This is a genomic window from Methylocystis echinoides (genome assembly GCF_040687965.1).
In the GTDB taxonomy this organism is placed as follows: domain Bacteria; phylum Pseudomonadota; class Alphaproteobacteria; order Rhizobiales; family Beijerinckiaceae; genus Methylocystis; species Methylocystis echinoides_A.
In genome coordinates, this window is the sequence record NZ_CP156084.1 from 1,422,391 (window position 1) to 1,446,538 (window position 24,148).

The 24,148-nt window shown below is 65.7% G+C and carries 19 protein-coding genes and 1 tRNA gene; 5 read left to right on the forward strand and 15 right to left on the reverse strand.

Features of this window, described 5'->3' with window-relative positions:
• Nucleotides 1-12 precede the first annotated feature (12 nt).
• The 3 genes from RVU70_RS06895 to RVU70_RS06905 all read right to left on the reverse strand — a co-directional run bounded on the left by RVU70_RS06895 (nt 13) and on the right by RVU70_RS06905 (nt 3,833).
• The gene (locus RVU70_RS06895; protein ID WP_363350342.1) at nt 13-1,203 is read right to left on the reverse strand and encodes an efflux RND transporter periplasmic adaptor subunit; all 1,191 of its coding nucleotides are present in this window, start codon (nt 1,201-1,203) and stop codon (nt 13-15) included.
• A 256-nt stretch (nt 1,204-1,459) separates the two neighbouring features.
• Entirely contained in the window at nt 1,460-2,335 is an 876-nt protein-coding gene (locus tag RVU70_RS06900; RefSeq protein ID WP_363350343.1) for an outer membrane beta-barrel protein, read from the reverse strand.
• A gap of 187 nt (nt 2,336-2,522) precedes the next feature.
• Complete coding sequence (locus tag RVU70_RS06905; RefSeq protein ID WP_363350344.1) at nt 2,523-3,833, reverse strand: replication-associated recombination protein A; 1,311 nt, start codon at nt 3,831-3,833, stop codon at nt 2,523-2,525.
• A gap of 194 nt (nt 3,834-4,027) precedes the next feature.
• Between RVU70_RS06905 and RVU70_RS06910 the strand changes: the two genes are divergently transcribed.
• Nucleotides 4,028-4,774, forward strand: a complete 747-nt coding sequence (locus RVU70_RS06910; protein WP_363350345.1) for an AAA family ATPase — start codon at nt 4,028-4,030, stop codon at nt 4,772-4,774.
• A gap of 45 nt (nt 4,775-4,819) precedes the next feature.
• Here RVU70_RS06910 and greA read toward each other — a convergent pair whose 3' ends face one another.
• Nucleotides 4,820-5,287, reverse strand: coding sequence for a transcription elongation factor GreA (gene greA / locus RVU70_RS06915; RefSeq protein ID WP_363350346.1), 468 nt, complete (start codon nt 5,285-5,287; stop codon nt 4,820-4,822).
• Between the two features lie 141 nt (nt 5,288-5,428).
• Nucleotides 5,429-6,415, reverse strand: a complete 987-nt coding sequence (locus RVU70_RS06920) for an MDR family oxidoreductase (protein ID WP_363350347.1) — start codon at nt 6,413-6,415, stop codon at nt 5,429-5,431.
• A 378-nt stretch (nt 6,416-6,793) separates the two neighbouring features.
• On the opposite strand from RVU70_RS06920, the gene RVU70_RS06925 reads away from it, so the two are divergent.
• The gene (locus tag RVU70_RS06925) at nt 6,794-7,198 is read left to right on the forward strand and encodes a MucR family transcriptional regulator (protein WP_363350348.1); all 405 of its coding nucleotides are present in this window, start codon (nt 6,794-6,796) and stop codon (nt 7,196-7,198) included.
• A gap of 87 nt (nt 7,199-7,285) precedes the next feature.
• On the opposite strand, the gene RVU70_RS06930 is transcribed toward RVU70_RS06925, so the two are convergent.
• The gene (locus tag RVU70_RS06930) at nt 7,286-7,654 is read right to left on the reverse strand and encodes a TIGR02300 family protein (protein WP_363350349.1); all 369 of its coding nucleotides are present in this window, start codon (nt 7,652-7,654) and stop codon (nt 7,286-7,288) included.
• A 173-nt stretch (nt 7,655-7,827) separates the two neighbouring features.
• On the opposite strand from RVU70_RS06930, the gene RVU70_RS06935 reads away from it, so the two are divergent.
• Nucleotides 7,828-7,901: transfer RNA gene (locus RVU70_RS06935), tRNA-Gly, on the forward strand.
• Between the two features lie 33 nt (nt 7,902-7,934).
• Here the strand turns inward: RVU70_RS06935 and RVU70_RS06940 are convergent.
• From RVU70_RS06940 to rfbF, 9 genes are all read right to left on the reverse strand, one after another.
• On the reverse strand, nt 7,935-10,259 hold the full coding sequence (locus RVU70_RS06940; RefSeq protein WP_363350350.1) for a Tex family protein: 2,325 nt from the start codon (nt 10,257-10,259) through the stop codon (nt 7,935-7,937).
• A 100-nt stretch (nt 10,260-10,359) separates the two neighbouring features.
• Nucleotides 10,360-11,931 carry a hypothetical protein gene (locus RVU70_RS06945; protein WP_363350351.1) on the reverse strand — a complete coding sequence of 524 codons (1,572 nt, stop codon included), beginning with the start codon at nt 11,929-11,931 and terminating at the stop codon, nt 10,360-10,362.
• Nucleotides 11,932-11,950: 19 nt separating this feature from the next.
• A complete protein-coding gene (locus RVU70_RS06950) occupies nt 11,951-12,889 on the reverse strand; it encodes a glycosyltransferase family 2 protein (RefSeq protein ID WP_363350352.1) in 939 nt (312 codons plus the stop codon).
• Nucleotides 12,886-13,338 carry a GtrA family protein gene (locus RVU70_RS06955; protein ID WP_363350353.1) on the reverse strand — a complete coding sequence of 151 codons (453 nt, stop codon included), beginning with the start codon at nt 13,336-13,338 and terminating at the stop codon, nt 12,886-12,888. The genes RVU70_RS06950 and RVU70_RS06955 overlap by 4 nt, the downstream gene beginning before the upstream one ends.
• 1 nt (nt 13,339) lies before the next feature.
• Complete coding sequence (locus RVU70_RS06960) at nt 13,340-14,308, reverse strand: FkbM family methyltransferase (protein ID WP_363350354.1); 969 nt, start codon at nt 14,306-14,308, stop codon at nt 13,340-13,342.
• On the reverse strand, nt 14,305-15,414 hold the full coding sequence (locus RVU70_RS06965) for an NAD-dependent epimerase/dehydratase family protein (protein ID WP_363350355.1): 1,110 nt from the start codon (nt 15,412-15,414) through the stop codon (nt 14,305-14,307). Before RVU70_RS06965 ends, RVU70_RS06960 begins: the two co-directional genes overlap by 4 nt.
• 1 nt (nt 15,415) lies before the next feature.
• Nucleotides 15,416-16,759: a lipopolysaccharide biosynthesis protein RfbH gene (gene rfbH / locus RVU70_RS06970; protein WP_363350356.1), complete on the reverse strand. Its 1,344-nt coding sequence runs from the start codon at nt 16,757-16,759 to the stop codon at nt 15,416-15,418.
• Nucleotides 16,734-17,900: a CDP-glucose 4,6-dehydratase gene (rfbG, locus tag RVU70_RS06975; RefSeq protein ID WP_363350357.1), complete on the reverse strand. Its 1,167-nt coding sequence runs from the start codon at nt 17,898-17,900 to the stop codon at nt 16,734-16,736. The genes rfbH and rfbG overlap by 26 nt, the downstream gene beginning before the upstream one ends.
• Nucleotides 17,864-18,634 carry a glucose-1-phosphate cytidylyltransferase gene (gene rfbF / locus RVU70_RS06980; protein WP_363350358.1) on the reverse strand — a complete coding sequence of 257 codons (771 nt, stop codon included), beginning with the start codon at nt 18,632-18,634 and terminating at the stop codon, nt 17,864-17,866. Before rfbF ends, rfbG begins: the two co-directional genes overlap by 37 nt.
• A gap of 718 nt (nt 18,635-19,352) precedes the next feature.
• On the opposite strand from rfbF, the gene RVU70_RS06985 reads away from it, so the two are divergent.
• Entirely contained in the window at nt 19,353-22,451 is a 3,099-nt protein-coding gene (locus RVU70_RS06985) for a helicase-related protein (RefSeq protein ID WP_363350359.1), read from the forward strand.
• Between the two features lie 210 nt (nt 22,452-22,661).
• Nucleotides 22,662-24,074, forward strand: a complete 1,413-nt coding sequence (locus RVU70_RS06990; protein WP_363350360.1) for a mannose-1-phosphate guanylyltransferase/mannose-6-phosphate isomerase — start codon at nt 22,662-22,664, stop codon at nt 24,072-24,074.
• Nucleotides 24,075-24,148: the final 74 nt, after the last annotated feature.

Consider the following 24,148-nt stretch of genomic DNA (forward strand, 5'->3'; position numbering starts at 1 on the left):
GGTCTCGAGCCGTCACTCCTCGGGGATTTCGCTCTTGCCCGCTTCGGCCTTGAGCAGGAAACTATTGGCCACGGCGATCGTCTCGCCGGTTTTCAGGCCCTTGACGATCTCGACGGAGCGCTCGTCGCCGTCGCCGAGCTCGACGAGGCGCTTCTCGAAGCCGTCTTTCACCCGGACGAAAACCGTGGGCTCGTTGTGGACGAGCTGAACGGCGGCGCGCGGGATGAGGACTTTCGCCGAGCTCTGCTCGAGCGCGATTTCGGCGTTCAGCAGCACGCCCGGCCGCAGGGCGCCGTTCGGGTTCTTGAAAGCGGCGAGGACATGGCCGGTGCGCGTCTCCGGGGTGATCATGGCGTTGACCACCCGCACGACTCCCTGGAAATCCCGCCCGTCGACGCCTTTCAGGAGGACAGGTTGCCCGACGCGCACCTCGGCGAGGCTCGCGACGGGAACGGCGAGCTCCGCCTCCACTTCCGACAGTTCGGCGAGGACATAGAGCTGGCTTTCCGCCGTCACCGGCTGGCCGATATTGGCGAGACGCTCGATGACGCGGCCCTTGATCGGCGCCCGGATCTCCTTCTCCCGCAAGCGGGAGACGGGTTGCGTTGCGAGCGCGGCGATCTCGCTTTCGGAGAGGTCCAGCGCCGCGAGCTTGCCGCGCGCGAGCTCGACCCTGAGCCGCGCCTCGGTATAGGTCGCCTTGGCCCTGAGGAAGAGCTGTTCGGCGGTGATTTTCTTCTCGAAGAGCCCCTTCTCGCGCTGATAGAGCTGCGACTGCAAATCGTAGTTCGCCACAGCGGCGAGATATTCGCTCTTGGCGTCGGCGACTTCGCGCGAATCGATGATCGCCACCGTCTCGCCCTTTTGCGCCTCGTCGCCGAGCTTCTTGCGCATTTCGGCGACGACGCCCGACACCTTGGCGGCCACGCGGGCGAGATGGTCGGGGTCGGGCTTCACGGCCGCGGGGACGGTGATCTGGCGCTTGATCACGCCCGGCCCGACCTTGGCGACGCTGATCTTGGCGGCCTCGATCTGCGCCGCCGTCAGCGCAACGCGCCCTTCCGTCGCGGGGGCGTCGGTTCCCGTCGGCGCCGACTCAACAGGGCCGCCGGCGCCCCGAAATCTGGCGACGAGGCCGGGGAGCGCCGCGCCCACCGCGAGGCTCGCCAAAATCGCGAGAACAAGAGAGACCTTGCGAGACATCTTTCGTGGACGGGCTCCAGGGCGCGGCGACGCTTGCCCATTCGACGGTTAACACCCGCCCGGCCCGGAAGCCATTGGGACGGGCCTGCGACGGCGGATTATCCCCATCGACGCTTCGGCGCCATTCTTAACGGCCACGCCTCGCCGCGTCCATGCCCACGAGGCGGCAGACCTCAAAAAACGCGCGCGAAATCAAACGCTAACGCAAAAGAGCCCGGCCTCGCGGCCGGGCTCTTTCTCAAGAGAAGCCTGTGTCTCAATATTTGGCCAGAACCGGCGCGCTCGAACCGAACGGGTTGAAGTGCCAGTTGACGCCGGCGCGAACCGAATGGAAGCGGGTGTAGGCCTGATCCTGAGCCACGAAGACCGGCCCATTCGCAGGGATCGTGGCGACCGCCGCGACGTTCAGCGGCGTGGAGCCCAGATCGGTGTAGAGATATTCGACCTTCACCGACCAGGTGGGGAACGCCATCGGGGTCCATTCAACGCCGCCGCCCGCGGTCCAGCCGGTCGAGGTGTTGTCATAGACGCCGGTGCCCCAGCCCGAGAAGAGCGGGAACGTGTCGACCACGCTGACCGTGCGGTTGACGCCGCCATAGGCGAAGCCGCCCGTGCCGTAGACCATCAGATTCGGCATTGACGGAAGCGTCAGGCCGAGGCGGCCGCGAACCGTGCCCCACCAGTCGAGATAATGGGCCGAATTCGCCGTGAGCACATGCGGCCCGAAGATGCCGTCGCCAACGCCGACCGAGGCGACGTTCTTGGAATTGATGTCTGCGGCCTGGATGTCGGCTTCGACGCCCACCACCAGCCAGGGCGAGAACTGGTAATTGTAGCCGATCTGGCCGCCGCCGGTCACGCCGTTGATGTTGGCGGTGGCGCTATACGCGCCGCCCGTCGGGAAGAAGCCCGTGCCGGCGTCCGTAAGATAGCCCCAGGTGTTCGACGACGTGCCGCCGGCGCCGAAGCCATAGCCGATGTTCACACCGCCATAGAGGCCGGTCCAGCTGAAGGCCGGCGGCGGGGGAACGAAGGCCGGCGGCGGACCCTTGCGCGAGGGGAGATCGGCAGCGATGGCGGAGCCGGCAATGAGAGCCAGCGCAACGCCGGCGAGAAGTGCAGATTTGGCCATATTGACCCCCTCAAGTCCCTTGAAATTTCCGTGCAGTCGGCGTGGCCGTCCGCTGTCCCGAACAGACTTACGGCCGGAGGTCGGAGGCGGTCAACGGAAAGGCGGCCTGAGTAAGCCTTGTGCATTGCGTTTGCCGGCGCGCGTGACAAATGCGCAACAGATCAGCGGCCTAACCCCCTGAAAAAAACTATTTACTGTTGCGCTCGCGCCGCAGCCGCTCCCAATAATCGAGCCTTCTGGCGAGTTCGCGCTCAAATCCCCGCTCGACCGGCCGGTAAAGCGACTGGCGCTCGAGCGATTCGGGCCAGTAGTTCTGCCCCGAGAAGGCGTCAGGCGCGTCGTGATCATATTCGTATCCCGCGCCATAGCCCTCTTCGCGCATCAGTTTCGTCGGCGCGTTGAGGATGATCCGCGGCGGCATGAGCGAGCCCTTGTCTTCGGCGAGACGGCGCGCCTTCTTGTAGGCGACATAGGCCGCGTTGGATTTGGGGGCGGTGGCGACATAGATCACCGCCTGCGCCAGCGCCAGTTCGCCTTCTGGCGAGCCGAGGAAGTCATAGGCGTCCTTGGCGGCGTTGGCGACGACGAGCGCCTGGGGATCGGCGAGGCCGATGTCCTCGACCGCCATGCGCACGAGTCGGCGGGCGAGGAACAGCGGGTCCTCGCCCGCGTCCAGCATGCGCGCGAAATAATAGAGCGCCGCGTCGGGATCGGAGCCGCGCACGCATTTATGCAGCGCGCTGATCAGATTGTAATGGCCCTCCTGCGCCTTGTCGTAGAGGGGCGCGCGACGTTGCACGACTTCCCCCAGCGCGGCGCGATCGAATGCTTCGCCCGGGCGCGCCGCGCGCCAGATTTCCTCGGCGAGGGTCAGCGCCGCGCGGCCGTCTCCGTCGGCCATGGCGACGAGCGCGGCGCGCGCGTCCGCGTCGAGCGGCAACGTCTTTTCTTCCGTCGCCTCGGCGCGCGCGAGAAGCTTTTCGATCGCGGCGGCGTCGAGCGACTTGAACGTCATCACCCGGGCGCGCGAGAGCAGCGCGGCGTTGAGTTCGAAGGACGGATTCTCTGTGGTGGCGCCGATGAGCGTGATGGTGCCGTCTTCCATCACCGGCAGGAAACTGTCCTGCTGCGCGCGATTGAAGCGATGAATTTCGTCGACGAAGAGCAGCGTGCCCTGACCGGTCGCGCGACGCGCGCGCGCCGCCTCGAAGGTTTTCTTCAAATCGGCGACGCCCGAAAAGATCGCCGAGATCTGCACGAAGGCGAGATGCGTTTCATGGGCGAGCAGCCGCGCAACCGTCGTCTTGCCGGAGCCGGGCGGCCCCCACAGGATGAGCGAGCCGAGCGCGCCGCCGCGAATGAGCCTCGTCAGGGCCCCGTCGGGGCCGAGCAGATGATCTTGCCCCACGACCTCGTCGAGGCGCGTCGGCCGCAACCGGTCCGCCAGCGGACGCGGCGCGGTCTCGTCGAGTTTCGCGGCTTCGAACAGATCAGGCATCGGCGGAAAGCTTCGTAAGTACAATACATGGAGACGTTTACGATCGATTACCACCTCGACGCCGCAATAACCAACCATTACCCTTCAACCAAGTAAATGATTCGGCTTGTTTCTTTGCGTATGCCGAAAACCGCGTTCATTTTTTTCTCCAAAGGCATCCAGCGCCGCGCAGGCGACAAACGGACACAGCACCCATGCGAACCATAGCTTTCGTTACGCAAAAAGGCGGCGCCGGCAAAAGCACGCTGGCGAGCGGCGTCGCCGCCGCCGCGCGCGCGGCGGGAGAGCGCGTCTTCATCATCGATCTCGATCCGCTGCAAACGCTCGTCACCTGGGCCAAGACGCGCCACGATCCCGACCTCGGCGTCGAATATGTGCCGCCGGCGAAACTCGAGAAGGCCATCGCCGCGCTCGCGAAGAAGGGCGTCACCCTCGTCGTTCTCGACGCCCCCGGTCAGGGCGGGGAAGCGGCGGCCGCGGCCATTCGCGCCGCCGATCTTTGCATCATCCCGGCGCGCCCCAACGCCTTCGATCTCTGGGCGAGCGACAAGACGCGCGCGCAGATGAAGGCGCAAGGACGCGACTACGCCTTTCTGCTCAATCAGTGTCCGCCCTCGCAACAGAGCGCGCGCGTCGAACTCGGGGTCAAGGCGCTGGAGGCGATCGGCGGCCTGCTGACGCCGCTCGTCTCGGCGCGCGTCGACTATCAGGAGGCGGCGCGGCTCGGCCTCGCGGTCACGGAATACAATCCAGAGGGCGTCGCCGCGCAGGAAATGAAGGAGCTCTGGAGCTCCATCAAGCGCCGCCTCAAGCGTGCAGGCGCGAAGCCGGAGAAGGGCGCGACGGCGGACAAATCCGCCCCGGCGCAAAAGCGCGCTGCGACGCCGGCCCCCGCCGACCCAAAAAGCGCGCCGAAAAAGCCTGCAAGGAAAGCGGCGTAAAGAGAAGACGAAAGCCGCGCCGGCGCGACGCGGCTTTTTTTTGGTTTACCCGATCTCGACGATCCTGGCGCTGTGGTGGATCACCTCCGCCTTGTCGCCGACGCTCTTGCCCATCAGCGCCTGCGCGAGCGGCGCGACATAGGGGATGAGCCCTTTGGCGGGATCGGCCTCATCCTCGCCGACGAGGCGGAAGACGCGCGTCGCGCCCCCTTCGAGCTCCACCACGACGCGGTGGCCGAACCGCACATGCGAATGGTCGGCGATCGGCCGCACCACTTCGGCGCTCGCGCGTCGCGCCGCCCAATAGCGCAGATCGCGCTGCGCGACCGCCAGGGCGTGATTGTCGTCCGCGGCCGTGGCCTTTTCCACTTCGGCATGGAGACGCGTCAACGCGTCGTCGATCTGCTGCAGCCCTTCCGGCGTCACCAGGTTGCGGTGCGGGCTGACCGGCCGATCTGGGAGGTCCTCGCGAGGGTTGTCGTCTTCCTGTTCCTTGGTGAAAGCCGAACTCATGCGTCCCCTACCTTTAGCGCGGCGCGCGCAGGAAAAAAGCAAACGGCCCCGTCATGGGCCGAAAGCCGAAACATTACAACCGAGGCCGGGGCGAAAGTCGAGAAGGCGCGAGCGCCTGCGACAATCCGCGACAAGCCGACGTCAGGGCATTTCGATAACGACGCGCCCCCGGACCTTCCCCGAGACAATCGAGCGCGCCCGCTCCAACGCCTGATCGAAGGGGATTATTTCACACATGGCGTCGATGATCGCCGTGTCGAGGTCGGCGGCGATTCGCGCCCAGGCGGCGCGGCGCAGCTCGATCCGCGGCCGCACGCTTTCGACCCCGAGGAGCGCCACGCCGCGCAGGATGAAGGGCGCGACGCTCGCCGGCAGATCCATGCCGCCGACATTGCCGCAGGCGGCGACGGCGCCGTCGAACTGGGTCTGCGAAAGCAGATTGGCGAGGGTGACGCCGCCGACCGTGTCGACGCCCGCCGCGAAAAGTTGCGCTTGCAGCGCCTTGCCCGGCGCCGAAAACGCGTCGCGCGCCAGAACCTCGGCCGCGCCGATCGATTTGAGATAATCCGCCTCGGCGGCGTGTCCGGTGATGGCGGCGACGCGCCAGCCGGCGCGGGCGAGCAAGGCCACCGCAAAGGAGCCGACGCCGCCCGAAGCGCCCGACACGACCGCCAGGCCATCGGCCGGTTTCAACCCGTGGCGCTCGAGCGCGAGCACGCAGAACATGGCGGTGAGGCCGGCGGTGCCGACAGTCATGGCGCGCGCCGGCGTGAGCGGCTCCGGCAACTTGACCAGCCAATCGCCGGATAGCCGCGCCCTTTGCGCAAAGCCTCCGAAATGCGCCTCGCCCACGCCGCAGCCCGTCGCGACGACGAGGTCGCCGACGGCAAAATCCGGGCGCCCCGTCCCCGTCACGCGCCCGACGAGATCGACGCCCGGCACCATGGGAAAGCGCCGCACGACCGGACCCTTGCCGGTCACCGCCAACCCATCCTTGTAATTGATGGCCGAGTAGAGAACGTCGACATCCACGTCGCCGTCCATCAGTGCGCTGTCGGACATCTCGACGTAATCGGCCTCGTAACCTTGCGAATTCTTGTCAACCCTGATTGCTTTAAACGATCTCATCGGCGCTCCTTTTGTCCCGACGTCGAGATTTACCGGCCCAGCGGGGTTTCGGCCACCGCAAAGGAGAGGCGGTCTCGGGCTTTTGCGTCTTCGTCTGAGGCCCTGAGGCCCTAAAACTTATGGTTGTTCGCGAGACCATGCGCGCTAATCAGTCAAAGCCTCGAAACAATAGTCCCCACGCCGACGAGCAAGAATTTATCTTGCATTAAATCTTGCTGGATCCAAAAATATGATTTAATTTAACGAGTAATCTTCACTCGTTCGACGAAGCCCTTTTGGGATTTATGTTGTTCGGGGTCCGGGGGCCGTTTCGCTCTGGCCGAAGATCCATTCCTTGAGAGTTCCTCGCCGTCAACCCGCACGCACACAGGCGCCTCTATGACGAACAATAATATCGAGCTCGCGGCCGATATCGTGTCTGCTTATGTCAGTAATAACTCCGTCCCCGCGGGTGATTTGCCCAGTCTGATCAGCGACGTCTACAACGCGCTGCTGCGCGTGGGCTCCGGCGCCCCCATCGCGCCGACCGAGCCGCCCAAGCCCGCCGTCCCGGTCAAACGCTCCGTCAACAACGACTATATCGTCTGTCTCGAAGACGGTAAGAAGTTCAAGTCCCTGAAACGCCATCTGCGGACGCAATACGGTCTCTCGCCGGAGGAATACCGCGAGAAATGGGGCTTGCCGGCCGATTATCCGATGGTTGCGCCCAATTACGCCAAGGCCCGCTCCAATCTCGCCAAGCAAATGGGCCTCGGCCAGCAGCGCCGCCGCCGCGGCAAATAGCGCCTTTCCATAAACAAACCCGCGGCCTCTCGGCCGCGGGTTTCTGGCGTCGACAGGGCGGGGCGGACGCGCGCCGCGCTTTTCCTTCTAGCCCTCGTCGTCGGTTTCGATGTCGCCGTCGATGAGCCCGGAAACGTCGTCGTCCTCGCCTTCCTCCTCTTCGAGGAACGTGTCGTCGTCCGCATCGTCGCCAACGAGTTCCTCGTCCTCCACGTCGATCGCCTCGGCGGCGTTCTCCCCCTCTTCGACTTCGTCGAGAGACACGGTGTCGACGCCCTCTTTCTCGAGTTCGGTCTCCTCTTCCGGCTCAGCGCGGCCGGGCGCGCGGGCGAGGGCGGCGGCGACCTGGAAAATCGTCCCGCATTTCGGGCAGACGATCGGATCCTTGTTGAGATCGTAGAATTTCGTCGCGCAGGACTGGCATTGGCGCTTGGCGCCGAGTTCGGGTTTGGCCACGGTTCGTTGATCCCTTAAGAGAAGAAGCAGCGTCGAAACGCGCGCCTGAAGATGACCGTCGGGCGCTCGGGTTAGTTGGCTCCGGCGGCGCTGTCAAATGGATAAATGCGCCCAGCCGGCGCGCCCGATAGACCATTGCAAACCGCCGCGCGGCTTGGCATAGAAAAGAGGCCGCGGGTGTAGCTCAATGGTAGAGCAGCAGCCTTCCAAGCTGAATACGAGGGTTCGATTCCCTTCACCCGCTCCATCCCGGTCCCTGCGCGCCCTGTCTGCGACGGCTTTAGCGCCCGCCTTTCTGCTTCATCGCCGCGAGCAGCGCCTCGCCGAGCCCACCGGGCGAATTGCCGGCCGGCTTCGCCCCGCGCGGCGCGTTCGACGACTGCGGGCCGCGCGGCCGGTTCTGGTCGCGATTCTGCCCTTGCCCGCCCCGCGCCTGCTGGCCGGGCGCGTCGTCGAGCCGCATGGAGAGCGAAATGCGCTTGCGCGGCGCATCCACCTCCATGACCTTCACTTTGACGATGTCGCCGGGCTTCACCACGCTGCGCGGGTCCTTGACGAATTCCCTCGACAGCGCCGAGATGTGCACCAGCCCGTCTTGATGCACGCCAATGTCGACAAAGGCGCCGAAGGCGGCGACATTGGTCACAACCCCTTCGAGTGTCATGCCGGGCTTGAGATCGTTCAGCGTCTCGACGCCCTCCTGGAAGGTTGCCGTCTTGAAGGCCGGGCGCGGATCGCGGCCGGGTTTTTCCAGCTCGGCCAGAACGTCCGTCACGGTGGGAACGCCGAAGGTTTCGTCCGCGAATTGCGCCGGCTTGAGCTTGCGCAGCTCATTGGCGTTGCCGATCAAAGACCTGATGTCGGTCTTGGCGGTCTGGAGAATGCGCCGCACCAGCGGATAGGCCTCCGGATGCACGCCCGAACGGTCGAGCGGATCGTCGCCGTCTATGATGCGCAGGAAGCCGGCGCTCTGCTCGAAGGCTTTGGGGCCGAGACGCGGCACGTCCTTGAGGGCGGCGCGGGTGCGGAACGGCCCGTTGGCGTCGCGATGGGCGACAATATTGGACGCGAGCGTCTCGCCGAGACCGGAGACGCGCGCAAGCAGCGGCGCCGAAGCGGTGTTGACGTCGACGCCCACGGCGTTCACGCAATCCTCGACCACGGCGTCGAGCGCGCGCGAGAGCTTGGTCTCGGAGACGTCGTGCTGATACTGGCCGACGCCGATCGATTTGGGCTCGATCTTGACGAGCTCGGCGAGCGGGTCCTGAAGCCGCCGGGCGATCGACGCGGCCCCTCGCAGCGACACGTCGAGATCGGGAAGCTCCTTCGAGGCGTATTCCGAGGCCGAATAGACCGAAGCGCCCGCCTCTGAGACGACGATCTTGGTGAGCTTCAGCTCGGGATGCTTCGACATCAGCTCGCCCGCGAACTTGTCGGTCTCGCGCGAGGCGGTGCCGTTGCCGATGGCGACGAGTTCGATCTTGTGCTCCCGCGCGAGGCGCGCGAGCGTCGCAATCGCCTCGTCCCAGCGTCGCTGCGGCTCGTGCGGATAGATGGCTGTCGTCGCGACGATCTTGCCCGTCGCCTCGATCACCGCGACTTTGACGCCGGTGCGAAAACCCGGATCGAGCCCGATCGTCGGGCGCGCCCCCGCCGGCGCGGCGAGCAAAAGATCGCGCAAATTTTCCGCAAAGACGCGGATCGCCTCCTCCTCGGCGAAACGCCACAGACGGGCGCGGGCGTCGACGGCGAGATGCAGCTCGATCTTGGTGCGCCAGGCCCAGCGCGCCGTCTCGAGCAGCCATTTGTCGCCCGGGCGGCCGCGGTCCTCGATCTGATAGCGGCGCGCGATGCGGCTCTCATAGCCGCCGAGGCCGGGCTCGGCCTCGGGCATGAGCTCCAGCTCGAGCATCTCTTCCTTTTCGCCGCGAAACAGCGCGAGGATGCGATGCGACGGCAGTTTTGAGATCGGCTGCGAGAATTCGAAATAATCGGCGTATTTCGCCGCCGCCGCTTCCTTGCCTGCGCGCGGCTTCGACTTCATAACCGCTTGCGACCAGTGCGTTTCGCGCAGCGCGCCGATCAGATCGGCGTCTTCGGCGAAGCGCTCGACGAGAATGGCGCGCGCGCCCTCCAGAGCCGCCTCGACGGTCGCGACGTTCTTTTCGGCGTCGACGAAGGGTGCGGCCTGGCCCTTGGGGTCTTTGTCGGGAGCGGCGAGGAGCGCCTCGGCGAGCGGCGCGAGCCCCGCCTCGATCGCGATCTGCGCCTTGGTGCGGCGCTTGGGCTTGAACGGCAGATAAATGTCTTCGAGGCGCGCCTTGTTGTCGGCCTCCATGATGACGCGGCGCAGGGCGTCGTCGAGCTTTCCCTGCGAGTCGATCGACTCGAGGATCGCCTTGCGGCGATCTTCGAGCTCCCGCAGATAGCGCAGCCTCTCCTCGAGCTTGCGCAGCTGCGTATCGTCGAGCTGGCCGGTCGCCTCCTTGCGGTATCGCGCGATGAAGGGCACCGTCGAGCCGCCGTCGAGAAGGCTGATCGCGGCCTCCACCTGCCAGGGTTTCGCCGCAAGCTCGCCGCTCAGCCGCTCGACAATCGATGTCATCTTCGATTCTCTCTCCGTTTCGGGAGGGAGCTTTTAGCCAAGCGCGCCGGCCGAAGTCAAAGACAAGGGCGCCGAGCGTGTGAGATCTCGACAGGGATTTTTAGCCTTGGTCTCCCCTCAGCCAGGCCCGATCGGGATGATCGGGCCAGCAATCGAGGAACTCCAGGCGCAGCGGAGCCTGTGCGCCGTCCGCGGACATCAGCCAGGGCGGGATCTTCTCGATCCGCGCGAGGTAGTTGGTCGGAAGCGGCAAGAGCCGCACCGATTGCCAGCTCGTGAGGAGGTTGCAGCCGCTGATGCGATACTCGTCGAGAATAAGCGCCCGTTTTATTTCCATCACAGGATTGGCGGCGGAGATCAGCACGATGACCGAAATGGCGGTTGGAAATGCGCTGTCGTCGCGCGGCGTCGAGACGGCGATGCGGGCGAAGCTGAACGCAAGCAGGACCAACGCCGGGATGGAGGCGCGCATGGCGAGGTCATTGCCGGGTCCAAACGCATAGAGAGGAAGAAGGGCGAGCGTCAAAAGCGCAACCACGAGCGGGCCGCGGTCAACGGGATCGAGCTTCCGCCAGGCGTAAATGAGGATGGCCGCCTGAGGAATCTCGATCAGCAGAAAGAACGGGTAAATCCAGGCGAAACCGTCGTTGAAGACTTGCCATCCATGGGTAATGGCGCCGCCGTCCGTCACCAGGTAGAGCGCGATCGGAAGAAAGCACAGTCCGGTCGCCGCCGCGCGCAAGGTCGCGGCGGAGAAGAGGTCGCGCCACGTCGTCCGAAGCGCCAGAAAGGCGACGAGCGGGACTGCGCCCAGCAGCGCGAGCGGCGACCAGAGCGCAAGCGGCGCGCAGCACGCAAGCAGCTTCGAAAACCCGATCTCGCCGCGCGCGCGCAGCAAGACGAGGAGCGCCAGCCACCAGCCGGGAGCGGCGTGGTTCGGCACCCAGAAGAGTTGCGTGATGAAGCTTGAATACTGCAAGACAACTTCTGGCGCGAAACTGCCGCTCCACCATTCCGCCTGCGGATTTGTAACTCTGCCGGCGAGCTGCGCCGCCAAAAAGCCGAGAATGTCGAGACCGCCGAAAAAAACGAAAACCAGAAGGAAAGGCGCGGCGCGGACCTTTGCGATGTGCGCGGCAAGGTAAAGGATCAGGCCGAAGATCGCGGAATTCTGCAGAAGCAGGGCAATGTGGGCCGCGAAGAGGCCCCACAAGCGCCCGAGAGCCGCCGGGAGAAGATACATGCCGAGCGGCGCCCGCAGCACATAGTCCCGTCCTTCGTAATGATAGAACGCCAGCGGCCCCTTTTGCACGAGATCGGCCAGAACGGCGTCGCGCGTCAGCCAATCCCAGGTCGAAAAAAAGAAATGCCCCTCCCCGCCGAGGAGGCACAGCGCAAGGGCGAGCGACAGAGAAAGCGCCAGCCGGGCAGGATCAATGGGCGCGGAAAGGACCCCGCTGGCCTGCCGAAGCCGCCACAGGATGACGCCGACGCCGCCACAGCCGGCGAGAACGACCGCCGCGGGCAGCGGACGCAGAGCGGTCGCTGCGAAAAGCGCATTCGGCGCGAGAAACAGGAGCGCGGTCAAGGAGAATATGTGGAAATTAGACAGCGTCCACGCCGATACGCCGCTCGGCGCGGTCGGCAGACGGGCTATTTCTGCGTTGGCCATTTACCGGCTTCCGATCCAGTTAAAAATTGAGCCGCTCGCGCTCGAAGACGACAGGCTTTCGTCGCACTTGCGCATAGATCGCGAGCACATATTCGGCGAGCACGCCGACGGAGAAGAGCTGCACGCCGCCGAAGAAGAACACCGCCGTGATGATCGTCATCACGCCCGGCTGTGCGATGCTGCGATAGTAAACGACGCCCAGGAGGAGGTTGACGAAGGCGTAAAGCAACGCCGCCGCCGCGATGGCGAAACCGCCGAAGAGCAGGAGCCGCAAGGGGGCCAGCGTATTGGTGACGAGCCCGTTCATGCCCTGATCGACAAGAGACTTGAGCGTATTGCTCGTAACGCCTCGCCGCCTCTCCACCCATCTATAGGGCACTCCAACGGATTTGAAGCCGCATTCAAACGTCATCATCCGCATGAAGGGATAGGCGTCTTCGATCTTGCGCATCGCCTCCACGACTTTGCGGTCGACAAGCTGGAAATCGCCGACGCCCATGGGGAGCGACAGTCCGGAGAGCGACGTCAGCACCCTGTAATAAAGCGTGCGAAGCGTGCGCATCGTGGGGTTTTCCTCGCGGATCTTGCGAACGCCATAGACGACTTCGGCGCCCTTCGCCCAGTGTGATACGAACTCCGGTATCATCTCGGGGGGATCCTGCATGTCGGCGGGAAAGAACAGCAGCACGGCGTCGCCCGTCGCCGCCATCACCCCATTGTAATTCGAGCGCATGGCCCCGAAGTTCCGCGCATTGAAAATGACTTTCACATTCTCGTCGCGCGCGGCGATCTCGCGAAGAATGTCCGGCGTGGCGTCGCTCGAAGCATTGTCGCAGAAAAGATGCTCGCGTCGATATTCGCTCAGCTCGTCGGCGAACAGCTTTCTAATCGCTGCATGGCATTCGCGGATATTCAGCTCCTCATTGTAACAGGGCGTGACGATCGAGATCGTTTTCATGAGTGTCGGACTTCCTGTCTGTCGCTGAAGACCAGAGCGCGATTGAGCCGGTAGGACAAGAAGACGCAGGGCGCCGTGAGCATCAGCTGCGCGAGAGCGGCTCCCAGACCGAGACGCCGCGCGCCTTCGAGCAAAAAGGCGTTGAGAAGGAAAACGACGCCATAGACGGCGACGAAGCGCCAGAGCCGGGTCGGATCGCGATTGTCGAAGACGATGCGGCCCGTCGTGAGAAAATTGAAAGCGACGCCGATCACCGTCGCGAGCGCCAGCGCTGCAGCCGGCGGTTGGCCGGCGTGGAGCAGCATATAAAACACCCCGTAGCCGAACAGCGTATTGACCGCGCCGACGACGAGAAAGCGCGCGACGCGCAGGCGCCAGACCCGCCCGCGCAAGATCCGCCCGCGCCAGACCCGCGCGCGCCACGACGCAAGAGAGGCGGCCGTGCGCATGTCACTTTGCGGGAACAAGGCTGTCGACGGCTGGATGCCGCGCCGGATCGAGAAAGACGTAATTGGTCTCCCGCGTATCCTCGTCGACGCGATCAATCGGGGTCAGGCTCGATTGGGAGATGCCGTAGCAGCTGTAGCCGCGCGCCGAAAAGAAATCGATCACGTCATTGGGGTGATAGCCAAAGGCCGCAGACCATTTGCGCAGAAGCTCCATCACCACGGCCGGACGCAGGCGCGCCAGGGACTTTTCCCCCCCTTTCAGGACGCGCAATTCGGCGCCCTCGACGTCGCATTTGACGAGATCGAGCCGCTCGATCCCCTGCGCGTCGACGAAATCGTCGAGCGTGGTGAAACGGCAGGCGACGCGTCGGCTGCCTTCGGTTGGATGCAGCTCGTTGAGCGAAGCGGCGGGCGAACCCGACGTCGCGGGAACGAACATGTCGAATTCGCCCGGCGCGTCGGAGAGACCGTCCCGGATCGGCGTGACGCGCGCGCCGGCGCCGTTTTGCGCAAGATTTGCGATGAGACGCTCATGCGTCGCCGGCACGGGCTCGAAGGCATAGACGCGCGCCTGCGGCTCCTGCTGCGCGATATGAAGACTGTACCAGCCTATATTGGCGCCGATGTCGAAGACGACCTTGGCGCCCTGCGCGAGGCGCAGGATCAGAGCGCGCTCGAAGGGCTCGTAGCCGCCCTGGGCAAGGATGATGTTGGGAGCCTCGCGCAGCGCCTTCGGATCGAGCGAGAACACGAGACCGTTGTTCAACAGGACCGAGAGGCCGGCAGGTCGAACGGCAAGCGCAGCGACTTCCGTCCCGTTCAATGCGCCAGCATGCTCCGCAATGAGCGCATGTCGTTCAGCGAAGCGACTCCACAGCTCGAGTCGTTCGAGCGCGCCGTCATCGAAGGCCTGGCGCCAGCAGACCGGCGTGTCCGGCGCGGCGCGGAGAGGTAGGGCTCGAGCTGTCATGCGCTGGCTCCAAGGCTGGGCGCGTTGAAAATATCGCGATAAATGTCGATCGTGCGCCCAAAGCCCGCGAGAATGCCGGTCCGCGGCCGCCATCCCAGTTTTTCGAGCAAAGCGACATCCGGCGCCGAGCGCGACACCCGACTGGCGAGATAGCCCTCCTGCGGCCGCGCGCATTGCGTCGTGAGCTTGCGTGCAGGGTCGAGCGCTGTCAGCGTCGTCGCGAGGTCGCGGATCGAGATGAGGGCTTCGGGATTGCCGACATTATAAGCGCGGCCCTTCTCTCCCTTTAAGAGCAGGGTGAAGAACGCCTCGACGGCGTCGGCAAGATAGCAGAAGGCGCGCTCTGCGGCGCCGTCGCTGTTGAGGACGATGTCGCGGCCCTCCACGATGTCGCGCACAAAATCGGCGAAGACCCGGCCGTCATCGAGCCGCATGCCCGGCCCGTACGTGTGGAACGGTCGCGCGATGACGCAATCGAGTCCATATTGCGCCCCATAGGCGACGCACAGCGTCTCGCCCATGCGTTTCGACTCGGCGTAACAGGCGCGCAGCGCCGCCGGATCGAGCGCCCCGAAAGCGCTTTCGCCGATCGGATCGCGGCTTTCCACCGCGCCATAAATCTCCGAACTGGAAAAATACAGAAACCGCGACGCGCCCTTGCGCACGGCAAGATCGAGCAGGCGCCATGACCCGACGACATTGGGCAACGCCGTGCCGACCGGATCGACGCCATAAAAGCGCGGACTCGCCTGGCTCGCGGCGTGGACGACCATGTCCACAGGGCCATCGAGGTCGAAAGGCTCGCAGACATCCGCGATCCTGAGCGAGAGCGCCGGATGGCCGAGATAGGCCGCAAAGCGCCGCAACGCATTTTCCCGCGACCGCGCCAGCGCGACGACCTTCATGCCGGGCGCGGCGCCACGGGAGGAGAGCGCCAGCAGCGTCTCGACCATCGCAGCCGGCAGAAAGCCATTGGCGCCCGCGACGAGAATGGTGCGTCCCGCCAATGCGTCCCACGGGAGATCCGCCGCGAGAATCGACGAAAGGTCCTCGCGCCACAAGGGGTGTCGAGCGAGCGCGGCGCCGTCGGGCAATGCGTCCGGCATGTCAGACCGCCGCCTTCATGCTGTTTTGCCGGCAGAAGTCCGTGATCGCGTCGAGCATGTAAGCGACATGCTGCTCCGTGAGGCCCGGATAAACGCCGATCCAGAATGTGCGGTCGACGACGACGTCGGCGTTTTTCAAGTCGCCGCTGACGCGGAAAGCGCGCCCCTTCATATAGGGCTGGCGCACGAGATTGCCGCCGAACAGCAGGCGCGTGCCAATCTTCTTTTGATTGAGATGGACCACCAGCGCATCGCGCGTAAAGGGCGCGTCGGGGCGCAGCGTCAGCGGAAAGCCGAACCAGGAGGGCTCCGTTCCGGCGGTCGCTTCGGGAAGGATGAAAAACGTTTCGAGTTCTGCGAGGACCGCCTTCAGTAAATTGAAATTGTGACGGCGCGCGACGATGAAGCTTTCCAGATGGTCCATCTGCGCGAGCCCTACGGCCGCCTGCATGTCGGTGATCTTCAGATTGAAGCCCAGATGCGAATAGACATATTTGTGGTCATAGCCCTTGGGAAGATCGCCGAGCCGCCAGCCGAAGCGCTTGTTGCAGCTGTTGTCGCGGCCGGGCGCGCAATAGCAGTCGCGGCCCCAGTCGCGAAACGACTCCATGGCTTTTGCAAGGTGATTATTGTTCGTGAAGACCGCGCCCCCCTCGCCCATGGTGATGTGATGGGCCGGATAAAAGGAAAGCGTGCCGACGTCGCCGAAAGCCCCGACATGCTGGCCGTCGACCATCGCGCCCAGCGCGTCGCAGCAATCTTCGATGAGCCAGAGGCCATGACGCGCGCAAAGCTCCTTGACGCGGCGCGCGTTGAAAGGATTGCCGAGCGTATGAGCGACCATGATCGCTTTGGTCTTCGGCGTGATCGCCGCCTCGACGGCGTCGACGTCGATATTATAGGTCGGGATGTCGACGTCGACAAAGACCGGAACCATGCCCCACAGCAGGATCGGATTGACCGTCGTCGGAAAGCCCGTGGCGCAGGTGATGACTTCGTCGCCCGGCTGCAGCGCGCGCTGTCTCAGCGTCGGCGACGTCAAGGCCGAGAAGGCGACGAGGTTGGCGGACGAACCGGAATTGACCGTGAGCGCCTTGCGCGCGCCGACATAAGCGGCGAGCCGCGTCTCGAATGCATCGTTGAAGCGTCCCGTCGTCAGCCAGAAGTCGAGTGCCGAATCGACGAGCGCCTGCATATCGCGCGCGTCGAAGACGCGGCCGGAGACCGGGGCCGGAGACTGGCCGGGGGTAAAGCCGGCGGGAGGATGCGCGAGGCGATGATACTCCCCGACGAGATCGAGGATCTGCGCGCGAAGCCGTTCAGCCTGCGACACTGCGTTGCTCATGTCTCTTGTCCTTGGCGTCGTCCGCGAAAGGCGAGGTCAGCCGCACGCGGCTGCCGAGATAGCGGTCGATTTGTTGTTGCGTGACATCCGCCATGTCGGCGCCGTCGACGAAGGCGCGATACCAATGCGCCGTCCATTGCGCGGCCTGCTGGAAATCCAGGAGCGGCGTCCAGTGAACGAGCTCGCGCGCCTTGGCCGTGTCGAGCCGCAGCAGCCGCGCCTCATGCGGATGATCGTCGCCGTCGCGCTCCCATATCGCGGGGGCGCCCCAGGCCGATATGAAATGCGTGAGCAGATCCTCGACGCTGCGTTCAGACTCCGGCCCGGGGCCGAAGTTGAAGCCGCCGTCGAGACGCGCGTCGGGCGTCGCCGAGAAAGCTCTCTCGATCAGCGCCAGATAGCCGGAGAGCGGCTCCAGCACATGCTGCCAGGGCCGCACGGCCTTCGGCTGGCGCACCTTCAGCGCGCGGCCCGCGACAAAGGCGCGCAAAGCGTCGGGCAGGATGCGGTCGGCGGCGAAATCACCCCCGCCGATGACATTCCCCGCGCGCGCCGAGACGACGCAAATATCTTTGGCGCGGCAGAAACTATCGCGGTAGGCGGCCGTGACGAGCTCCGCACAGGCCTTGCTGTTGGAATAAGGGTCATGCCCGCCGAGCGCGTCGGTCTCGCGATAGCCCCACAGCCAATCGCGGTTCTCGTAGCATTTGTCCGTGGTGACGACGAGAACGAGCCGCACGCTCTCGACCCGGCGCGCGGCTTCGAGCACATGCGCCGTGCCCATCACGTTTGTGGCGTAGGTGCCGATCGGGTCGGCGTAGGAGGCGCGCACGAGCGGCTGCGCCGCCATGTGGATCACAATCTCCGGCGCAGCGGCCGACATCGCGCGCGTCACCGCATCGAGATCGCGCACGTCGCCGCGCTGATCCTCGATGTGATCGGCGGCCTTCGCCAGGGCGAAAAGACTGGGCCGCGTCGGCGGCGCCAGCGCATAGCCGGTGGCGCGCGCGTTCAACCGCGCGAGCATGAGCGTCAGCCAGGAGCCCTTGAAGCCGGTGTGGCCGGTCACGAATACGCGCCGGCCGAGCCAGAATGCAGAGCCGATCACCAGATCCTCCACTTCGCGCGGCCGGCGTTCCATTCTTCTTCGAGGAAGAGCTTGTCGCGCAGCGTATCCATCGGCCGCCAGAAGCCCGTGTGCTCGAAGGCGCGCAATTCGTCATTCGCTGCGAGCCAGTTGATCGGCTCGTGCTCCCAGACGGTGTCATCTCCTTCGATGAGCTCGCCGACTTTCGGCGAGAGCAGGAAGAAACCGCCGCTGACATAGGCGCTTTCAGCGACGGGTTTTTCGGCGAAGGCCGTGACGCGGTCGCCGGCGAGCGTCATCGCGCCGAATCGCATTTCCGGTCGCACGGCGGCGACCGTCGCCATCTTCCCATGCGCGCGATGGAAGGCGAGTTGCGCGGTCAGGTCGATGTCGGAGACGCCGTCGCCATAGGTGAGCGCAAAGACGTCGTCGTCCTTCACATAGTCGATGATTCGCTTGATGCGGCCGCCCGTCATGGTGGCGTCGCCGGTGTCGACCAGCGTCACGCGCCAGGGCTCCGCCGCGCGACGATGAACCTCCATCTCCTGCGTGCGCATGTCGAAGGTGACATCCGACATGTGCAGGAAATAGTTGGAGAAGAACTCCTTGATGCAATAACCCTTGTAGCCCAGGCACAGCACGAATTCGTTGAAGCCGTGCGCCGAATAGATTTTCATGATGTGCCAGAGGATCGGGCGGCCGCCGATCTCCACCATCGGTTTCGGGCGCACCGAGGTCTCTTCCGCGAGACGCGTGCCCAGACCGCCCGTCAGCACCACTACTTTCATGTCTCGTCCGTCCGCGGGCGCCGGAAACGCCCCGGCCGCCGCCGCCTGCTCCCAACGCAGGCTTGGCTGTGTCGACTATGGCTCCGAAATGGTTAATGCTTAGCTTAAGCGCCGGATCGGAACGCCGCGCCTCGGCCTCCCGGCGCGCCGTTAACGATTTTCTTCCGACGCGCCTGCTCGTCTCGACGGCGCCGCGGGACTCGAAGAGACGCGCGAATTTCGCGCCCTGCGCCAGAACGGAATGCGCGTTAAGGATCGACCCGCAAAAACGCTTGGGCGCCACGCTGCGCTGGCGCGCCGCCGATCCAGATCTGGGGCCAGAGGATCGCGCCGGCCACAACATCGCGGCGAACGCGAGGCCAACAGCCGGCTGTCAGCGATTCGTGCCGCCTCCGTTCCCGGTCGGCCCCAAGGGTTAACGCCGGGCCCGGGGGGCGGCGTGTTTGGGCGATTGACAAAGCCTCTCGCTCCCGTCTCGGCGGCGGAGTGCGCCCGTCGCGCCGCGCATCTGCCGGGGCCAACAATTTGGGCCAGGAGTCCGAGCAGCCCCTATATTCTGTCGGAACAGAGCGTGACTCGCGGCGGGTGAGCGATTCGGCCGCGATTCGTTCGCAGGCTGTTCAAAAGGTAAAGTCGCGCGGCGCCGAAAGTTCCGATATGAGACGGCGCGGGCGCAAAAGACCGCTGCGAGAGAAAAAAGAAGAAGCGACAAAAAATCATGGCGCCGCTCCCGCCGGGCGCCCGCGCCGCCGCCCATGGGGTGACGGCGGTGCTCGGCCCCACCAACACCGGAAAAACCCATCACGCCATCGAGCGCATGCTCTCCTTTCCGAGCGGCGCCATCGGGTTGCCGCTGCGGCTTCTGGCGCGCGAGGTCTACAATCGCGTCGTCGCCAAGGCCGGCGCCGCCAATGTCGCGCTGGTCACCGGCGAAGAGAAGATCAAGCCGCGGGCGCCGGCCTACTGGATCTCGACGGTCGAGGCGATGCCGCGCGACATCGACGTGGATTTTGTCGCGATCGACGAGATTCAGCTCGCCGCCGATCTCGATCGCGGCCATATTTTCACCGACCGGCTCTTGCGCTGGCGCGGGCGGCAGGAGACGCTGCTGATCGGCGCCGGCACCATGGCGCCGATGATTGGCGAGCTTTTTCCGGGCGCGCCCATCTTCACGCGCCCGCGCCTGTCTCGCTTGAGTTTCGCCGGCGACAAGAAAATCTCCCGCCTGCCCCCGCGCAGCGCCATCGTCGCCTTCTCCGCCGAGGAAGTCTACGCCATCGCCGAATGGATCAAGCGCGCGCGCGGCGGGGCCGCCGTCGTGCTCGGCGCGCTCAGCCCCCGCACCCGCAACGCCCAGGTGGAGCTCTTCCAATCCGGCGACGTCGACTATATCGTCGCGACCGACGCCATCGGCATGGGCCTCAATCTCGACGTCGACCATGTGGCCTTCGCTTCGGACCGGAAGTTCGACGGCTGGCGCTACCGCCGCCTCACCCCGGCGGAATTCGGCCAGATCGCCGGGCGCGCGGGACGCCATATGAGCGACGGCGCCTTTGGCGCGACCGCGCGCTGCCCGCCTTTCGAGGAAGAGCTGATCGAGGCCCTGGAGGATCACCGCTTCGATCCGGTCCAGCTTCTGCAGTGGCGCAACAGCGACCTCGATTTTTCGTCGCCGCGCGCCCTGCTCAATTCGCTCGAAAAGACGCCCGACCACCCCCGCTTTACCCGCGCCCCCATCGCCGTCGATCAGCTGGCGCTGGAGGCGGCGAGCCGCGACGAGGTCGCGCAGAAAAACGCCAAGGCGCCAGCCGACGTCGCAAGGCTATGGGAAGCCTGCCAAATTCCCGACTATCGGAAAACCTCGCCGCAGGCCCACGCCGAGCTCGCGCTGTCAGTGTTTAGCTTCATTGCGCGAAAAGGCAGGATTCCCGCCGACTGGATGGCGCGCCAGATCGCCGCCGTCGACCGGGTCGACGGCGACATCGACACGCTCTCCTACCGGCTCGCGCAGGTGCGCACGGTGAGCTTCATCGCCAACCGATCCGGCTGGCTCGACGACGCCGAGCATTGGCAGAGCGTCGCGCGTCGGGTAGAGGACAGCCTGTCCGACGCGCTGCATCACCGCTTGACGCAGCGTTTCGTCGATCGCCGCACCAGCGTGCTGATGCGCCGCCTAAGAGAGAACGCAATGCTCGAAGCCGAAATTAACGCCGCCGGCGACGTCCTGGTCGAAGGCCAGCATGTCGGGAGCCTCCAGGGTTTTCGCTTCACGCCGGACCCGGGCGCGGCGGGCGAGGCCGCCAAGGCCTTGAACGCCGCCGCCCAAAAGGCCCTCGCCGGGGAGTTCGAGGCGCGGGCGACGCGCGTCTTCGACGCGGTGGACGACGCATTCGTGCTCGGCAATGACGGGGTCATCCGCTGGCTCGGGGAGCCTGTCGCCAAGATCGCCGCCGGCGCGAGCGTGCTGGCGCCCACGACGCGCGTTCTGGCCGACGAGCAATTGACCGGGGCGGCGCTGGAAAAGGTCCAGACGCGCCTCAATCTCTGGCTGGCGCAGCATGTGAAGAAACTGCTGGGGCCGCTCGAGCAGCTCGAAAAGGGCGAGGGTCTCGAGGGCGTGACGCGCGGCGTCGCCTTCCAGCTCGCCGAGGAGCTCGGCGTCCTCGACCGCGCCCGCGTCGCCAAGGAGGTCAAGAGTTTCTCCCAGGAGGACCGCGGCGCGCTGCGCAAGCTCGGCGTGCGCTTCGGCGCCTATCACATCTATCTGCCGCTGCTGCTGAAGCCCGCGCCGCGCACGCTCGCGTCGCTGCTCTGGGCGCTCCAGCACGGCGGGCTCGACAATGTGAAGGGGCTCGACGAAGTCCCGCATCTCGCCGCCTCGGGACGCACCTCATTCGCCGCGGACGCCACGATCCACAAGGGTTTCTACCGCGCCGCCGGATTCCGAGTCTGCGGCGACCGCGTCGTGCGCGTCGATATTCTGGAGCGCCTCGCCGATCTCATTCGCCCGGCGATCGCCTATAAGCCGGGGGTCACCGCCGGCGACCCGCCGCCCGGCGCGGCCGACGGCGAGGGCTTCGTCGTCACCGTGGCGATGACCTCGCTCACCGGCTGCTCGGGCGAGGCCTTTTCCTCCATCCTGAAATCGCTCGGCTACGGCGCGACCCAGCGTCCCGGTCCGGCGATCACCGCGCCGCTGATCCCGGCCGCCCCGACCGAGCCGATCGCCCCGAAACCCGCCGAGGGCGACGCGACTGCCGAAACAGCGCCTGAAGCGCCCGAAGCGCCCGAAGCGCCCGCCGAGGCCGTCGAGCCAATGGCGACGGAGGCCAACGCGCCGGAAGCGCCGATCGCCGCCGAAGCCGCGCCCGAGGCGCCGCAAACGGAGGGCGAGGTCGAAGCCGCGGCCGCCACCGCCGAGGCGTCCCCCGAAGCGCCCGTGGAAGCTGTGGCGGAAGAAGCCCCGGCGACGATCGAGGTTTGGGCGCCCCAGCGCCACGCCCATACGGGCGGACCCCGCCGCCATGGCGCGCCGCAACGCCGGGAAGGCGGCGCCGAAGGCGAGCGCCGGCCGCCGCGGCGCGACCGGCCGCGTCCGGCCGAAGCGGGCGCGGCGCCGGAGGGCGCTCCGCGCAACGCCAGCAAGCCGCGTTTCGACAAGAACCGCCCCGACCGTGGCGGCCCCCGTGACGAGCGCCGGCCCAGGCCGGCAGGCGGCCCCCCGGCTGAAAAGCGCGCGCGCCAGCCCGACCCGGACTCGCCCTTCGCGAAGCTCGCCGCGCTCAAGGCGGAGCTCGAGAAGAAGGGCAAGGGCTGACCTTGCGCCGGCTTTGGTCAAATTGTCGCCAAGAAACGGGCTGATTGACGTTGTTCGGGCTGAAGCCGGGCGCGCCAGCGCGCCTTCATTTCAGGCGAAGCCGACGGTCTGGCTTTTCGGAAATTTCGAGAAACCAATCATCCGGCGTGATTCATGAGCCGCTGGCGCGCCGCGGAAGCGAATCGCTCGAAGGGCTGAAAAGGGATTGAGATGCAAAAAATCTTGCCGGTCATCATGTGCGGCGGTTCGGGCACGCGGGTGTGGCCCGAGTCGCGCGAGACCCTGCCCAAGCAGTTCATCCCGCTCGTCGGCGAGCGCTCCACCTTCCAGACCACCATCGCCATGCTGGCGGATCCGGCCTTCGAGACGCCGATCGTCATCTCCAATAAGGACTATCGCTTCCTCATCGCCGACCAGCTGCGCCAGATCGGCGCCGAGGCCGACATCGTCCTCGAACCCTCGCGCCGCGATTCCGGTCCGGCCGTCGCCGTGGCCGCCGGCCTCGCCGCGCGCCGCGCGCCGGAGACGGTCGTCGTCGTGCTCGCCGCCGACCATGTCGTGCGCGACCGCGCCGGCCTCGCCGAATTGTGCAAGAAGGCCGGAGAGGCCGCCGCCGAGGGCTTTATCGTCACGCTCGGCGTCAAGCCGGACCACCCGGCCACGGGTTACGGCTATCTGCAGCCCGGCGCGCCGATCCATCCGGGCGGGGAAGTGCTCAAGCTCGACGCCTTCGTCGAAAAGCCAGACCGCGAGACGGCGCAGCGCTACATCGACGCCGGCTATTACTGGAACAGCGGCAATTTCATTTTCCGCGCCGATGTGATGCAGGCCGAGATCGCGCGTTTCGAGCCCGCCATCGCCGAAGCCGCCGAGGCGGCGATCGACGGCGCGAGCAAGGATCTCGGCGCCTGCGTGCTCAACGCCGAGGCCTTCGCCCGCGCGCCGAAAAAGTCCATCGACTACGCGGTGATGGAGAAGACCGACAAAGCGGCGCTGATCCCCGCCGACATCGGCTGGTCGGACGTCGGCACCTGGCGCGCGGTCTGGGAGCTTTCCGAGCGCGACGAATTCGGCAATTCGGTGCGCGGCCAGGGCGTCGTGATGGACGCCTCGAACGTCCATGTCCGCTCGGAAGACACGCTGACCACCGTCGTCGGCGTCAATGACGTCATCGTGGTGACGACGCAGGACGCCGTGCTCGTGCTCAACCACGAACATGGCGACCGGGTGAAGCAGCTCGTGGACCAGCTCAAGACGCAGAACCGCCGCGAAGCCGGCGAGCACAAGCGCATCTTCCGGCCCTGGGGCTATTATCAGGCGATCGACGAAGGCCAGCGCTATCAGGTCAAGCGCATCGTCGTGAAGCCGGGGGAGCGCCTCTCGCTGCAGAAACACTTCCATCGCGCCGAGCACTGGATCGTGGTGCGCGGCACCGCCGAGGTCGGCCGCGACGAGGAGCTGCATCTCGTGCACGAAAACGAGTCGATCTATCTGCCGATCGGCTGCAAGCATCGGCTCACCAACCCCGGCAAGATCGATCTGGAGCTGATCGAAGTGCAGACCGGCTCTTATTTGGGCGAAGACGATATCGTTCGTTTCGAGGACGTCTATAATCGGGGATAGCCGGCGCCTTTGTCCCGGCCTGGCCGGCCTCGAGCCCGCCATCCACGTTGCGAACGTCACCATGTTGCTTGAGG